Genomic DNA, 13,754 nt, shown 5'->3' on the forward strand with positions numbered 1-13,754 from the left:
AAAAGCAGGTGGCGCTACGCTTACCTGCCTACAGGTAAAGCGGCAGCGCCATCAAAATGTTATATCAGTTCGGGCACTTATAGACCTGGCCGTTCATCTGGCTGGCGGTTGGCACAAAGCTGGACAGCATACCCTGCGTCGGGCTGCTCACCCCGTAAATCACGTTGCCGCCCATTGCCGCAGCCTGATTACGCAGGGCATTGGCCGCACCGCGCATAGAGCCGCCCTCCTCGCCGTGCTGCCCTGACATCCAGTTGCTTTGCTCGCCAGAGGCGGTGCCTAACAGCTGGCATTCGCTGCCCGGCTTATCTTCCACAAAGCGAACGCTCTGGCCCGCTGCCGTCAGCTCATTGCTGGTGCTACAACCCGCCAGCAGCAATGCTGCACCTACAATCCCTGCACAGACTTTTATGCGCATGTTATTCCTCGTTTTCAATAAGCTGGACAGTAGTTGTCCGCGTGTAAACCTTATACTAAAAAGATGACCAAAAGAAAAATGCTGAGCATTTCTGCGAGCCAGATTCCGCTGGCACTCCTCCGACATCTTAAATGAATTCTGATAATAACCTTTGGGATATCGTGTTTTAGCCCCCGATCGTTTTTAGTGATGCGACGTACAACTTTTGTACGGGACTAAAAAAAGGGGGTTTCATGAGTGCATCATCCTCAGGAGAGGAAAAAGTAACCTGGGCGGGCTATCTGGCGTTCGTGCTCACCATCGTATTTTTCTCAGGTTTTTTCGCCAAAAGTACTGAATGGTGGCGCATGCTGGATTTTACCGTCCTGAACGGCAGTTTTGGACCGGTGAACGGCGCCCTAACGTTTCGCGGCGAGGGTGGCACAGGAGCGAAAGACGGTTTTTTGTTTGCCCTTGAACTGGCGCCCTCGGTCATTTTATCGCTCGGGATCATTGCCGTTACCGAGGGGCTGGGCGGGCTGCGCGCCGCACAACAGCTCATGACGCCCATTCTGCGCCCGCTGCTCGGCGTGCCGGGCATCTGCTCTCTGGCGCTTATCGCCAACCTGCAAAATACCGATGCAGCCGCAGGGATGACCAAAGAGTTGACCGACGAAGGGGCGATTACTGACCATGAACGCGCCATTTTCGCCACCTTCCAGACCAGCGGTAGCGCCATTATTACCAACTATTTTTCTTCCGGTGCCGCACTTTTTACCTTTATTACCGTCCCGGTGATCGCGCCGCTGGCGGTCATTCTGGTATTTAAATTTGTTGGCGCCAACTTCCTGCGGCTGTGGATCGCCCACATGGAAGTTCGTCGCGTTCAGGAGGAAAAATGATCGCCCAGACGCGTAAAAATATCATGGACTTGTTTATCGATGGCGCCCGCCGCGGCTTTACCATCGCCACCACCAGCCTGTTGCCGAACGTGGTCATGGCGTTTGTCATCATTCAGGCGCTTAAGGTGACCGGCCTGCTGGATATTGTCGGCAGGGTATGCGAGCCCATCATGGCCCTGTGGGGGCTTCCGGGTGCGGCGGCAACGGTACTTCTGGCCTCGGTGATGAGCATGGGCGGCGGCGTGGGGGTTTGCGCCAGCCTGGTCGTCGCCGGCACGCTCAGCGGCCATGATGCCACCATCCTGCTGCCCGCCATCTACCTGATGGGCAATCCGGTGCAAAACACGGGCCGCTGCCTCGGCACCGCGGGCGTGAACCCGAAATATTACCCGCACATCATCGCTGTCTGCGTCATCAACGCCCTGCTCTCGATGTGGGTGATGCAGCTACTCTTCTGAGGAGATAAAAATGGATTTTTCAGTGCTGGAACCGCATCTCTTCCGCCATGCACATCTTGTTTGAGTAACGGCTCGACGGGCAATAAAAAACCCCGGGCATCGCTGCCCGGGGTTCATTCTGAGAGGTTCAGAACAACATGATTACATCATGCCGCCCATGCCACCCATGCCGCCCATACCACCAGCAGCACCTAAGTCAGGCGCGTCGCCTTTAGGCATGTCGGTTACCATGCATTCGGTCGTGATCATCAGGCCAGCTACAGATGCCGCGTACTGCAGAGCAGAACGGGTAACTTTAGTTGGGTCCAGGATACCGAAGTCGATCATGTTGCCGTATTCTTCGGTTGCTGCGTTGTAACCGTAGTTACCTTCGCCCGCTTTCACGTTGTTCGCAACTACTGATGGCTCTTCACCGGCGTTGGACACGATCTGACGCAGAGGGGCTTCCATTGCGCGAAGCGCAACTTTGATACCTACGTTCTGGTCTTCGTTCTGAGCGGTCAGGCCAGCCAGTTTAGCGGCTACACGCACCAGCGCGACACCACCACCAGCAACTACGCCTTCTTCTACCGCAGCACGGGTCGCATGCAGGGCATCGTCAACGCGTGCTTTCTTCTCTTTCATTTCAACTTCGGTCGCAGCACCAACTTTGATTACCGCAACGCCGCCTGCCAGTTTCGCTACGCGCTCCTGCAGTTTTTCACGGTCGTAATCGGAAGTTGCTTCTTCGATCTGCTTACGGATCTGACCAACACGGCCCTGAATAGCGGCTTCTTCACCCACACCGTCGATGATGGTGGTAGTGTCTTTGTTGATCACAACGCGTTTCGCCTGGCCCAGGTCTTCCAGGGTCGCTTTTTCCAGCTCCATACCAATCTCTTCGGAGATCACGGTACCGCCGGTCAGGGTAGCGATATCCTGCAGCATCGCCTTACGACGATCGCCGAAGCCAGGTGCTTTAACCGCTGCCACTTTCACGATGCCACGCATGGTGTTAACCACCAGAGTCGCCAGCGCTTCGCCTTCAACGTCTTCAGCAATGATTACCAGCGGCTTGCCTGCTTTCGCAACGGCTTCCAGCACTGGCAGCATTTCGCGGATGTTGGAGATTTTCTTGTCAGCCAGCAGGATGAACGGGCTTTCCAGCTCAACAGCGCCAGTTTCTGGCTTGTTGATGAAGTATGGGGACAGGTAACCGCGGTCGAACTGCATACCTTCAACCACATCCAGTTCGTCTTCCAGACCAGTACCGTCTTCAACGGTGATCACGCCTTCTTTACCGACTTTATCCATCGCTTCAGCGATCAGTTTACCTACGGTTTCGTCGGAGTTAGCGGAGATAGTACCAACCTGAGCAATGGCTTTAGAGTCAGAGCACGGTACGGACAGCGCTTTCAGCTCTTCAACAGCAGAGGCGACAGCTTTGTCGATACCACGTTTCAGATCCATTGGGTTCATGCCCGCAGCAACGGCTTTCAGGCCTTCGGTGATGATCGCCTGCGCCAGTACGGTCGCGGTGGTGGTACCGTCACCAGCAGCGTCGTTCGCTTTAGAGGCAACTTCTTTCACCATCTGTGCGCCCATGTTTTCGAACTTGTCTTCCAGCTCGATTTCACGTGCAACAGAAACACCATCTTTAGTGATGGTTGGCGCGCCGAAGGATTTGTCCAGCACGACGTTACGGCCTTTCGGGCCCAGAGTGACTTTCACTGCGTCTGCCAGTACGTTTACGCCGCGGAGCATTTTTACACGAGCGTCGTTACCGAATTTTACGTCTTTAGCTGCCATGTTCTTATTTCCTCAAATTCGTACAGTTTCGTGCGTTAATTACGCTTCAACAATTGCCAGAATGTCGCTCTCGGACATGATCAACACTTCTTCATTGTCGATCTTCTCGGATTTCACGCCGTAGCCATCGTTGAAAATGACGATGTCACCAACTTTAACGTCCAGTGGCTGCACAGTTCCGTTTTCCAGGATGCGGCCCTTACCGACAGCGATGATTTCGCCACGCGTTGATTTTGCTGCTGCTGAACCGGTCAGAACGATGCCGCCAGCAGACTTGGTTTCAACTTCTTTACGTTTGACGATCACACGATCATGTAACGGACGAATACTCATTGATAGCTCTCCTTTGAGAAAGTCATTATCAGTTATGGATGACGCCGGTCCGCATGCGGTTTTCCGGCTAGTGCCCTGAGAGATGGGGATAGCTTTTTACCCCTTCAAGGGGTAATCGAAAAAAAATTTGCGAAAGTGTTACCATCCACTCTCTTTTGATGGTGGCGGGACGAGGTAAATGAGTGGACTCAGGCAGGAGTTGGGGCTGGCGCAGGGCATTGGCTTACTCTCAACGTCTTTGTTAGGCACGGGCGTTTTTGCGGTTCCCGCGCTGGCGGCGTTGGTTGCCGGCAATAACAGTCTTTGGGCATGGCCGGTGCTGATCGTGCTGGTGTTTCCGGTGGCGATTGTCTTTGCCATACTCGGGCGGCACTTCCCGAGCGCAGGCGGCGTAGCGCATTTTGTCGGCATGGCGTTTGGGCCGCGAATGGAACGCGTCACCGGCTGGCTATTTTTGTCGGTGATACCCGTTGGCCTTCCGGCAGCCCTGCATATCGCAACCGGCTTCGGACAGGCGCTGTTTGGCTGGCACGATGAACAGCTGCTGCTGGCTGAACTCGGTACGCTGGCGATTATCTGGTGGGTTGGCTCACGCGGGGCCAGTTCCAGCGCCAACCTGCAAACGCTGGTCGCCGTGTTAATCGTCGCGCTGATCATCGCCATCTGGTTTGCGGGTGACATTACGGTGGCGGATATTCCTTTCCCCGCGATTAATGACATCGACCACACACAGCTTTTCGCTGCACTATCCGTCATGTTCTGGTGTTTCGTCGGTCTGGAGGCGTTCGCTCATCTGGCATCCGAGTTTAAACAGCCCGAGCGTGATTTTCCCCGCGCCCTGATGATTGGCCTGCTGCTGGCGGGCACCGTGTACTGGGCCTGTACCGTACTGGTGCTGCACTTCAACGCGTTCGGTGAAGAGAAAGCCGCCGCCGCGTCGCTGCCGGGCATCGTGGTGCAGCTGTTTGGCGTTAAAGCCCTGTGGGTAGCCTGCGTGATTGGCTATCTCGCCTGCTTTGCCAGCCTCAACATCTATATTCAGAGCTTCGCCCGGCTGGTGTGGTCTCAGGCACTTTATAAACCGGATAGCCCCCTCTCACGCCTGTCAAAGCGTCAGCTTCCGGTGAATGCGCTGAATACCGTACTGGGCTGCTGCGTGGTGAGTTCCCTGGCCATTTATCTCCTCGACATCAACCTTGACGCGCTGATTATCTACGCCAACGGTATTTTCATCATGATCTATCTGTTGTGCATGCTGGCGGGCTGTCGGCTACTGAAAGGACGCTTTAAGGCGCTGGCGGCTATCGGGTGTGTCCTGTGCCTGCTGCTGCTGGCGATGGTGGGATGGAAGAGTGTGTACGCCATCGTCATGCTGGCGGGGCTGTGGGTGTTTTTACCGAAGCGGCAAAATCCGCAGGCCCGGTGAGCGAGCGCCACCGGGCAAGAAACTTACCGATCGTCTTTATGATCTAACCGGTCGCGCTGCTCATCCTTACGCTGATATTCCCCTTCAAAGGTATCCCCAGGGCCGGTGCTGAAACCACCGCCTGGCATACGGCTGAAACGCAGATGCGGCAGCAGCTTCATGGTCAGATGCTTCTGCACCGGCGGCAACAGCAACAGCAGGCCGAGGAAGTCTGTAAAGAAGCCCGGCAGAATCAGCAGCAAACCAGCAATAATCAGCGACACGCTTTTGATCATCTCGGCGGCCGGGCTTTCACCTGCGGCCATCTTCTGCTGCATTAACAGGAAATTTTTGAAACCCTGATTGCGCACCAGCGACATGCCGATGACGGAGGTGAAGATCACCAGAATCAGCGTCAGCAGGACGCCCAGCACATGGGCAACCTGGATGAAAATGGAAATCTCAATGTAAACATAAAGAAAGAAAGCAATAAATGGTATCCAGCGCACTGGCATCTCCTGTGTGGCAGGTGCCTTCTGGCCCCTGACTGAATGTGTTCGCGAAGCGCGTAGATAAGAAATGGTGACGGTTAGCCAAAATTCAATCGGTTTGCACGGATATTTTTTCTGGAAATATTAAAGCGGTGACATATTTCACAGATTAATAATTATCATGAAATCGGGTCGATAATAAGTGATCCAGCTTACGGCAATTCGCTATCATCAGCATATGATCTCGAACATCTGGCCGATTGAGGGAATAATCGTCGGTCATAAAATATTCAAAACCACATATCTACTGTGTGTTTAGTACAATCCATCGGCAGCTTGAAAAGAAGGTTCACATGTTAAACAACATTCGTATCGAAGAAGATTTGTTGGGTACCAGGGAAGTTCCAGCGGATGCCTACTATGGTGTTCACACTCTGAGAGCGATTGAAAACTTCTACATCAGCAACAGCAAAATCAGCGACATCCCTGAATTTGTGCGTGGCATGGTGATGGTAAAAAAAGCCGCGGCTCTGGCAAACAAAGAGCTGCAAACCATTCCTAAAAGCGCTGCAAATGCGATTATCGCCGCGTGCGATGAAGTGCTGAACAACGGCAAATGCATGGATCAGTTCCCGGTTGACGTCTATCAGGGCGGCGCAGGCACCTCCGTCAACATGAACACCAACGAAGTGCTGGCAAACATCGGCCTGGAGCTGATGGGTCATCAGAAAGGTGAATACCAGTACCTGAACCCGAACGACCACGTTAACAAATGTCAGTCCACCAACGACGCCTACCCAACCGGCTTCCGCATCGCGGTGTATGCCTCTGTCGTCAAACTGGTCGACGCGATTAATCAGCTGGGTGATGGCTTCCAGCGTAAAGCCGTTGAGTTCCAGGACATCCTGAAAATGGGTCGTACCCAGCTGCAGGACGCGGTGCCAATGACCCTCGGCCAGGAGTTCCACGCGTTTAACGTGCTGTTGAACGAAGAGACCAAAAACCTGCTGCGCACGTCCGAACTGCTGCTGGAAGTGAACCTGGGCGCTACCGCCATCGGTACACGCCTGAACACCCCGGATGGCTATCAGCAGCTGGCGGTACAGAAGCTGGCTGAAGTGTCCAACCTGCCGGTTGTGCCTGCAGAAGACCTGATTGAAGCCACCTCAGACTGCGGCGCCTACGTGATGGTGCACAGCGCATTGAAACGTCTGGCGGTGAAACTGTCCAAAATCTGTAACGACCTGCGCCTGCTCTCCTCCGGTCCGCGCGCTGGCCTGAATGAAATCAACCTGCCAGAGTTGCAGGCGGGTTCATCCATCATGCCAGCTAAAGTGAACCCGGTAGTGCCAGAAGTGGTGAACCAGGTTTGCTTCAAAGTCATCGGTAACGATACGACCGTGACCATGGCCTCCGAAGCCGGTCAGCTCCAGCTGAACGTAATGGAGCCGGTGATTGGCCAGGCGATGTTTGAATCTATCCACATTCTGACCAACGCCTGCTACAACCTGCTGGAAAAATGCATTAACGGCATCACCGCGAATAAAGAAGTGTGTGAAGGCTACGTCTATAACTCCATCGGCATCGTCACCTACCTCAACCCGTTCATCGGCCACCACAACGGCGATATCGTCGGGAAGATTTGTGCCGAAACCGGTAAGAGCGTGCGTGAGGTGGTTCTCGAGCGAGGATTGTTGACCGAAGCCGAACTGGACGATATCTTCTCCGCCCAGAACCTGATGCACCCGGCATATAAAGCGAAACGATATACCGATGAAAGCGAACAGTAACCGTTCAGGCTAAGCTTCCGAAAGGCACGTCACTTGTGACGTGCCTTTTTTCTTTATGGCCGTTACCAAAACACAACAATTCAATATCAACTTGTTAATAAGCAAGGCAGGTCTTTATGTTTGGAGCAGAACTCGTCATCGTCCTGTTGGCGATTTATTTGGGCGCACGACTCGGGGGTATCGGCATCGGCTTTGCCGGCGGTCTCGGCGTGCTCGTACTTACCCTGATCTTTCAGATTAAACCCGGCGCAATCCCTTTTGACGTTATCGAAATCATCATGGCGGTTATCGCTGCCATTGCGGCCATGCAGGTCGCTGGCGGTATGGACTACCTGGTGAGCCTGGCGGAGCGTATGCTGCGTCGTCATCCAAAATACATCACCTTCCTTGCCCCACTGGTGACCTGGTTTATGACCATTCTCGCCGGTACTGGCCATACCGCTTTCTCCACGCTGCCGGTCATCACCGAAGTGGCGAAAGAGCAGGGTATTCGCCCGTCTCGCCCTCTTTCTATTGCTGTAGTCGCCTCCCAGATTGCGATCACCGCCTCGCCCATTTCTGCGGCAGTGGTCTTTTTCGCGGGTATTCTCGAGCCGATGGGCGTAAGTTATCTGACGCTGCTGGCGATCTGTATTCCGGTCACGCTGATTGCGGTAATGATCACTGCCGTGCTGTGTAACTTCCTCGGCGCCGAGCTGAAAGACGATCCGGTTTACCAGGAGCGTCTGGCAAAAGGTGAAGTGAGCCTGCGCGGTAGCCAGGTCTTTGAGCTGAAGCCGCATGCAAAACGCTCCGTGCTGCTGTTCCTGATTGGTATCGTCGCCGTGATGTTCTACGCGACCGCCATCAGCGATACGGTAGGTCTGATCCAGAACCCGGTTCTGCCGCGTAACGAAGCGATTGTGGTATTTATGCTGACCATCGCGACGCTGATCAGTATCACCTGTAAAATCGACACCAGCGAAGTGCTGAACGCCAGCACCTTCAAATCCGGTATGAGCGCCTGCGTGTGCGTGCTGGGTGTGGCGTGGCTCGGTGACACCTTCGTGAAAGCGCACATCAGCGATATCCAGACAGTTGCAGGCGACCTGCTGCACAACTATCCGTGGCTACTGGCGGTGGTGCTGTTCTTTGCCGCAACGCTGCTGTACTCCCAGGCTGCGACCACCAAAGCGCTAATGCCTGCGGCACTGATGCTGGGCGTGACGCCGCTGACGGCGATTGCCTCTTTCGCGGCGGTTTCCGCCCTGTTCGTGCTGCCAACCTACCCAACCCTGCTGGCCGCGGTTGAGATGGATGACACCGGCTCGACCCGTATCGGTAAATACGTGTTTAACCACGCGTTCCTCATCCCGGGCGTGGTGGCGATTACGCTCTGCGTGGTCCTCGGCTTTATCATCGGCGGCATTGTGCTGTAAACGGTTAGCCGTTGTAAAAATAGTTAAAAACGGGCCGCGCTGCGGCCCGTTTCATTAATGACCAATCACATGGCGTGATATAGTGAAGACTTTCGTGATGAGGAGGTCGACTTGTGAACACGCCTGATGCTGTTGTTGTACTGTGTACCGCCCCTGATGAAGCTTCTGCCCAGGATCTCGCCGCCAAAGTGCTTGCCGAAAAACTGGCTGCCTGCGTCACGCTACTTCCCGGCGCCACCTCCCTTTATTACTGGGAAGGCAAGCTGGAGCAAGAGTACGAAGTCCAGATGTTGCTCAAAACCAATCTGACCAACCAGCAGGCGCTCCTCGACTGCCTCAAGTCTCATCATCCTTACCAAACCCCGGAGCTGCTGGTGCTGCCAGTGGTCCACGGCGATAACGATTATCTCTCATGGCTCAACGCTTCTTTACGCTGATCCTGCTGCTGTGCAGCACGTCAGTTTTTGCCGGGTTGTTTGACGCGCCCGGCCGTTCGAACTTTATTCCTGCCGACCAGGCATTCGTTTTCGACTTTCAGCAAAACCAGCACGATCTCAGCCTCACCTGGCAGGTGAAAGAGGGTTATTACCTCTATCGCAAGCAGGTCAGCATCACGCCGGCAAAGGCTGACGTCGGCGCATTGCAGATGCCCGCTGGCGAATGGCACGAGGACGAGTTCTACGGTAAAAGTGAAATTTATCGCCAGCGCTTAAGCGTGCCCGTCACGGTGAATCAGGCGGATAAAGGCGCAACCCTGACGGTGACGTATCAGGGTTGCGCCGATGCGGGCTTCTGCTATCCCCCTGAAACAAAGGTCGTTCCGCTTAGCGAAGTGAAAGCGGCGGCCTCCCCTCTCCCCTCAGGGGAAATGGCCAGTGTGAGGGGTGAAGGCGAAGCCGCTTCAGACCTTCCGTTCTCAGCGCTTTGGGCGTTATTGATTGGTATCGGCATCGCCTTTACGCCCTGCGTACTGCCCATGTACCCGCTTATCTCTGGCATCGTGCTGGGTGGTAAGCAACGCCTTTCCACCGCCCGCGCGCTGTTGCTGGCCTTTATCTATGTGCAGGGCATGGCGTTAACCTATACGGCGCTCGGCCTCGTGGTCGCCGCTGCCGGGTTGCAGTTCCAGGCCGCCCTTCAGCACCCCTATGTGCTTATCGGACTGTCAGCAGTGTTTATTCTGCTGGCGCTGTCGATGTTTGGCCTGTTCACTCTGCAACTGCCCTCTTCCCTGCAAACCCGTCTGACGCTAATGAGCAACCGTCAGCAGGGGGGCTCTGCGGGCGGCGTGTTCGCCATGGGTGCCATCGCCGGGCTGATTTGCTCCCCTTGCACCACCGCGCCGCTGAGCGCCATCCTGTTATACATTGCCCAGAGCGGCAACCTTTGGCTCGGCGGCGGCACACTGTACCTTTACGCGCTCGGCATGGGTCTGCCGCTGATCCTTGTGACGGTATTTGGCAATCGTCTGCTGCCGAAGAGCGGCCCGTGGATGGAGACAGTGAAAACCGCGTTTGGTTTTGTCATTCTGGCGCTACCGGTATTCCTGCTGGAACGCATCATCGGTGATGTGTGGGGTACGCGTCTGTGGGCTATGCTCGGCGTGGCCTTCTTCAGCTGGGCATTTATCGTGAGTCTGGGTGCGAAGAAACCGTGGATGCGCCTGCTACAGATCCTTCTGCTGGCGGCCGCGCTGGTGAGCGTCCGTCCGCTACAGGACTGGGCGTTTGGCACCCCGACAGGTCAAACGCAGGCTCATCTGAATTTTATACAGATTAAAAACGTGGATGACCTTAACCGAGCCCTGGTGCAGGCGAAAGGCAAACCGGTCATGCTCGATCTCTATGCCGACTGGTGCGTAGCCTGCAAAGAGTTTGAAAAATACACCTTCAGCGATCCGCAGGTACAACATGCGCTGAGCGATACCGTTCTGCTCCAGGCGAACGTTACCGCCAACAGCGCGCAGGATAAGGCTCTGCTGAAGCAACTTAACGTTCTCGGGCTGCCTACCATCCTGTTCTTCAATGAACAGGGGGAAGAACAGCTGACGCAGCGTGTAACCGGGTTTATGGACGCGACGGCATTCAACGCGCATTTGCGCAATCGCCAACCGTAAACAACACTTTAGACGGGATAAACCGTTGGGAATAGCGGAGGAGATAACCGTGCAACGCGAAGACGTACTGGGACAAGCCCTGCAATTACTTGAGATTCAAGGGATCGCCAGCACCACGCTTGAGATGGTAGCCGACCGTATCGATTACCCTCTGGATGAACTTAAGCGCTTCTGGCCGGATAAAGAGGCGCTGCTGTATGATGCCCTGCGCTATCTCAGCCAGCAGGTGGATATCTGGCGCAGGCAACTGATGCTGAATGAAGAGCTGACCACCGAGCAAAAGCTGCTGGCACGCTATACCGCACTGACGGAGTGTGTCACCAACAACCGTTACCCAGGCTGTCTGTTTATCGCCGCCTGCACCTACTATCCGGATCCCGGACATCCCATCCATCAACTGGCAGATCAGCAAAAACGAGCCGCGCACGAGTTCACACACGAGCTGCTGACCACACTTGAAGTGGATGATCCGGCAATGGTCGCGAAGCAGATGGAGCTGGTGCTGGAAGGTTGCCTGAGCCGCATGCTGGTGAACCGTAGCCAGGCGGATGTGGATACGGCGCACCGTCTGGCGGAAGATATTTTGCGGTTTGCGCAGTGTCGTATGGGTGGTGCACTGACCTAAGCCAGCATTCCCGTCCAGGCGGAAATAAACAAACACAGCGCCATTGCACGTTGAAATCGCACCATCGCCACGGTGGTGCGGAAAATCCGGTTCACCGCCTTCCCCAGCCACGCCCAGCACAACAAACAGACCACTGAGATCGCCAGAAACCATAGCGCCATCAGCGAAATATCCCGTAATGCATGGTCGCTTGCCGGAGCAAACAGGCTGACGACGGCCAGCGCCATCATCCAGGTTTTTGGGTTTACAACCTGTAATAACGCCGCCGCCCGCGCGGTAAATCGAACATGACGCCTGGAGGAGAGATTCGCGGCCGGGGCGCTAAACAGCTGCCAGCTCATCCAGGAAAGCCACAGCACGCCCGCCCAGCTCATCACCTGACGTATCAGCGGATACTGGCGTAACACTTCTCCTGCCCCAGCGCCTGAAACCAGAACAATAGCGCTGGCGGCAATACACCCACCCAGGATCGCAGGAATCGTATTTTTTACGCCAAAGTGCTGACTGTTAGCCAGTACCAAAATATTGGTTGGCCCCGGCGTAATCGAGGCGACAAATGCAAACAGCAGGAAGGGTATTAAATTCACAGGTGGCTCCTTTTAGTAGAGCCATGAATGTGCCGTTATTTTCTGGAAACGTCTGGAAGGTTTGTGCACAACCGACGGTAGTGTGCCGGAGAAATACGGTACGCCCGCTGGAACCAGCGACCAAGATGGCTTTGATCGGCAAAACCTACTGCCGTCGCCACATCAACAGGCAGTTCCCCATACGCCAGCATCTGTCGGGCCTTTGCCAGGCGCAGCTGGATAAGCCAGGCGTGCGGCGCAAGGTGAAATTCGCGCTTAAAGCAGCGGGTGAGCGTAAAGCGATCCGTCCCCGTCTCCCGCGCAAGGTCTGACAGCCCCACGTTCTCGCCGATATGCGCATAGAGATAGTCGCGGGCACGATGCGCCACAGCGGAGCTTTGTAACTGCGACGGGAGTTTCTTCCGCCAGTGGCAGTGGGCTGTAATCTTAGTGAGCAGGTTATCCATTGTGCTCTGTTGTACGATCTTCATCTCATCGTTATGCAGCGAGGCAAATGTATCACCGATAGCGCGCACCAGCTGAGGCTCTCGCGTCAGCGTTTGGGCAAAGTGGAGGGTGTAACTCCCGGGTGTAGAGTCATACAGCCCTTGAAGCGTACGGGTGAGCCAGTGTTCATCCAGATAAAAGGTCAGATAAGTAAAGCCACCCTCTACCGGTGCATCACCGTCATGAATTTCACCAGGCTCAAGTAAAAAAGCATCGCCCGGCTGGCTACGGTGGCGTTCACGGCGACAGTGGAACTGCTGGGTACCGGAAAGGGTTATTCCGACCAGATAGCTATCATGCCAGTGGGGATCAAAGGCGTGTCCTTCGAAATGCGCCTTAATTGTCTCAATACCTGTTTCTGCATGCTGACGCAGCTCAAGCCAGTCGTTTGCCATACTGCCCTCCTCTTACCGTCAGCATTGTCACATCTTGCCTGAACTGTCTGGAAGATTTGTGCATTTTCAGCGCACAAACGGACAGATTGCCGCAAACTTAAGCAGTTGAACAGCTTTTCCCGAAATAATGTTGACGATCGCGCGCGATTGCGGTTTAATGCGCTCCGTTGCCCGGATAGCTCAGTCGGTAGAGCAGGGGATTGAAAATCCCCGTGTCCTTGGTTCGATTCCGAGTCCGGGCACCACTATTTAAAGAACCCAGCCTATGGCTGGGTTTTTGCTTTTCTGCGCTTATTAAAACCTTACCTTAAATTTATTCCTGTATCTCTTCCCGATGTGGTCGCGCAGCCAGCATTGCCCGGGGGCGCTGCGCTTACCGGGCCTACAAAACCCGCAGGCCAGATAAGGCGAAGCCGCCATCCGGCATGTTTTTCCGCGCACAAAGCAAAAAACCCCGCACCTTCCGGTACGGGGTTCTTCCTGATTGATGCCTGGCAGTTCCCTACTCTCACATGGGGAGACCCCACACTACCATCGGCGCTACGGCGTTTCACTTCTGAGTT

The 13,754-nt window shown here is 55.0% G+C and carries 14 protein-coding genes, 1 tRNA gene and 1 rRNA gene; 9 read left to right on the plus strand and 7 right to left on the minus strand.

What is annotated here, in order from left to right; translation table 11 throughout:
* Nucleotides 1-64: 64 nt before the first annotated feature.
* The gene (locus ACOT1A_RS17955; RefSeq protein ID WP_022646802.1) at nucleotides 65-418 is read right to left on the minus strand and encodes a DUF4156 domain-containing protein; all 354 of its coding nucleotides are present in this window, start codon (nucleotides 416-418) and stop codon (nucleotides 65-67) included.
* A gap of 233 nt (nucleotides 419-651) precedes the next feature.
* Between ACOT1A_RS17955 and ACOT1A_RS17960 the strand changes: the two genes are divergently transcribed.
* Together ACOT1A_RS17960 and ACOT1A_RS17965 are read left to right on the plus strand one after the other, a co-directional pair.
* Nucleotides 652-1,299 (plus strand): nucleoside recognition domain-containing protein, encoded by a 648-nt coding sequence (locus ACOT1A_RS17960; RefSeq protein ID WP_022646801.1) that lies wholly within the window; start codon nucleotides 652-654, stop codon nucleotides 1,297-1,299.
* Nucleotides 1,296-1,757, plus strand: coding sequence for a YjiG family protein (locus tag ACOT1A_RS17965; RefSeq protein WP_022646800.1), 462 nt, complete (start codon nucleotides 1,296-1,298; stop codon nucleotides 1,755-1,757). Before ACOT1A_RS17960 ends, ACOT1A_RS17965 begins: the two co-directional genes overlap by 4 nt.
* A gap of 141 nt (nucleotides 1,758-1,898) precedes the next feature.
* On the opposite strand, the gene groL is transcribed toward ACOT1A_RS17965, so the two are convergent.
* Both groL and ACOT1A_RS17975 read right to left on the minus strand, forming a co-directional pair.
* Entirely contained in the window at nucleotides 1,899-3,545 is a 1,647-nt protein-coding gene (gene groL, locus ACOT1A_RS17970; protein WP_006810416.1) for a chaperonin GroEL, read from the minus strand.
* A 39-nt stretch (nucleotides 3,546-3,584) separates the two neighbouring features.
* Nucleotides 3,585-3,878, minus strand: coding sequence for a co-chaperone GroES (locus ACOT1A_RS17975; protein WP_003855929.1), 294 nt, complete (start codon nucleotides 3,876-3,878; stop codon nucleotides 3,585-3,587).
* A 178-nt stretch (nucleotides 3,879-4,056) separates the two neighbouring features.
* On the opposite strand from ACOT1A_RS17975, the gene yjeH reads away from it, so the two are divergent.
* Nucleotides 4,057-5,304, plus strand: a complete 1,248-nt coding sequence (gene yjeH, locus ACOT1A_RS17980; RefSeq protein ID WP_022646799.1) for an L-methionine/branched-chain amino acid transporter — start codon at nucleotides 4,057-4,059, stop codon at nucleotides 5,302-5,304.
* 23 nt (nucleotides 5,305-5,327) lie between these two features.
* On the opposite strand, the gene ACOT1A_RS17985 is transcribed toward yjeH, so the two are convergent.
* The gene (locus ACOT1A_RS17985) at nucleotides 5,328-5,792 is read right to left on the minus strand and encodes an FxsA family protein (RefSeq protein ID WP_003855925.1); all 465 of its coding nucleotides are present in this window, start codon (nucleotides 5,790-5,792) and stop codon (nucleotides 5,328-5,330) included.
* 335 nt (nucleotides 5,793-6,127) lie between these two features.
* On the opposite strand from ACOT1A_RS17985, the gene aspA reads away from it, so the two are divergent.
* The 5 genes from aspA to ACOT1A_RS18010 all read left to right on the plus strand — a co-directional run bounded on the left by aspA (nucleotide 6,128) and on the right by ACOT1A_RS18010 (nucleotide 11,723).
* The gene (gene aspA / locus ACOT1A_RS17990) at nucleotides 6,128-7,564 is read left to right on the plus strand and encodes an aspartate ammonia-lyase (RefSeq protein WP_003855923.1); all 1,437 of its coding nucleotides are present in this window, start codon (nucleotides 6,128-6,130) and stop codon (nucleotides 7,562-7,564) included.
* 116 nt (nucleotides 7,565-7,680) lie between these two features.
* Nucleotides 7,681-8,982, plus strand: a complete 1,302-nt coding sequence (locus tag ACOT1A_RS17995; RefSeq protein WP_008502949.1) for an anaerobic C4-dicarboxylate transporter — start codon at nucleotides 7,681-7,683, stop codon at nucleotides 8,980-8,982.
* A 113-nt stretch (nucleotides 8,983-9,095) separates the two neighbouring features.
* Entirely contained in the window at nucleotides 9,096-9,419 is a 324-nt protein-coding gene (cutA, locus tag ACOT1A_RS18000) for a divalent cation tolerance protein CutA (protein WP_003855908.1), read from the plus strand.
* The gene (locus ACOT1A_RS18005; RefSeq protein ID WP_022646798.1) at nucleotides 9,395-11,098 is read left to right on the plus strand and encodes a protein-disulfide reductase DsbD; all 1,704 of its coding nucleotides are present in this window, start codon (nucleotides 9,395-9,397) and stop codon (nucleotides 11,096-11,098) included. Before cutA ends, ACOT1A_RS18005 begins: the two co-directional genes overlap by 25 nt.
* 49 nt (nucleotides 11,099-11,147) lie before the next feature.
* Entirely contained in the window at nucleotides 11,148-11,723 is a 576-nt protein-coding gene (locus ACOT1A_RS18010; protein ID WP_017383972.1) for a transcriptional regulator, read from the plus strand.
* On the opposite strand, the gene ACOT1A_RS18015 is transcribed toward ACOT1A_RS18010, so the two are convergent.
* Together ACOT1A_RS18015 and ACOT1A_RS18020 are read right to left on the minus strand one after the other, a co-directional pair.
* Entirely contained in the window at nucleotides 11,720-12,310 is a 591-nt protein-coding gene (locus tag ACOT1A_RS18015; protein ID WP_023299118.1) for a LysE family translocator, read from the minus strand. The genes ACOT1A_RS18010 and ACOT1A_RS18015 overlap by 4 nt on opposite strands.
* A 35-nt stretch (nucleotides 12,311-12,345) precedes the next feature.
* Nucleotides 12,346-13,191, minus strand: coding sequence for an AraC family transcriptional regulator (locus tag ACOT1A_RS18020; RefSeq protein WP_023299117.1), 846 nt, complete (start codon nucleotides 13,189-13,191; stop codon nucleotides 12,346-12,348).
* Between the two features lie 169 nt (nucleotides 13,192-13,360).
* On the opposite strand from ACOT1A_RS18020, the gene ACOT1A_RS18025 reads away from it, so the two are divergent.
* Nucleotides 13,361-13,436: transfer RNA gene (locus tag ACOT1A_RS18025), tRNA-Phe, on the plus strand.
* 244 nt (nucleotides 13,437-13,680) lie between these two features.
* On the opposite strand, the gene rrf is transcribed toward ACOT1A_RS18025, so the two are convergent.
* A 5S ribosomal RNA gene (gene rrf, locus ACOT1A_RS18030) occupies nucleotides 13,681-13,754 on the minus strand; the annotation flags it as partial.

The organism is Enterobacter cloacae complex sp. SYL003, assembly GCF_049236925.1.
In the GTDB taxonomy this organism is placed as follows: Bacteria; Pseudomonadota; Gammaproteobacteria; order Enterobacterales; family Enterobacteriaceae; genus Enterobacter; species Enterobacter intestinihominis.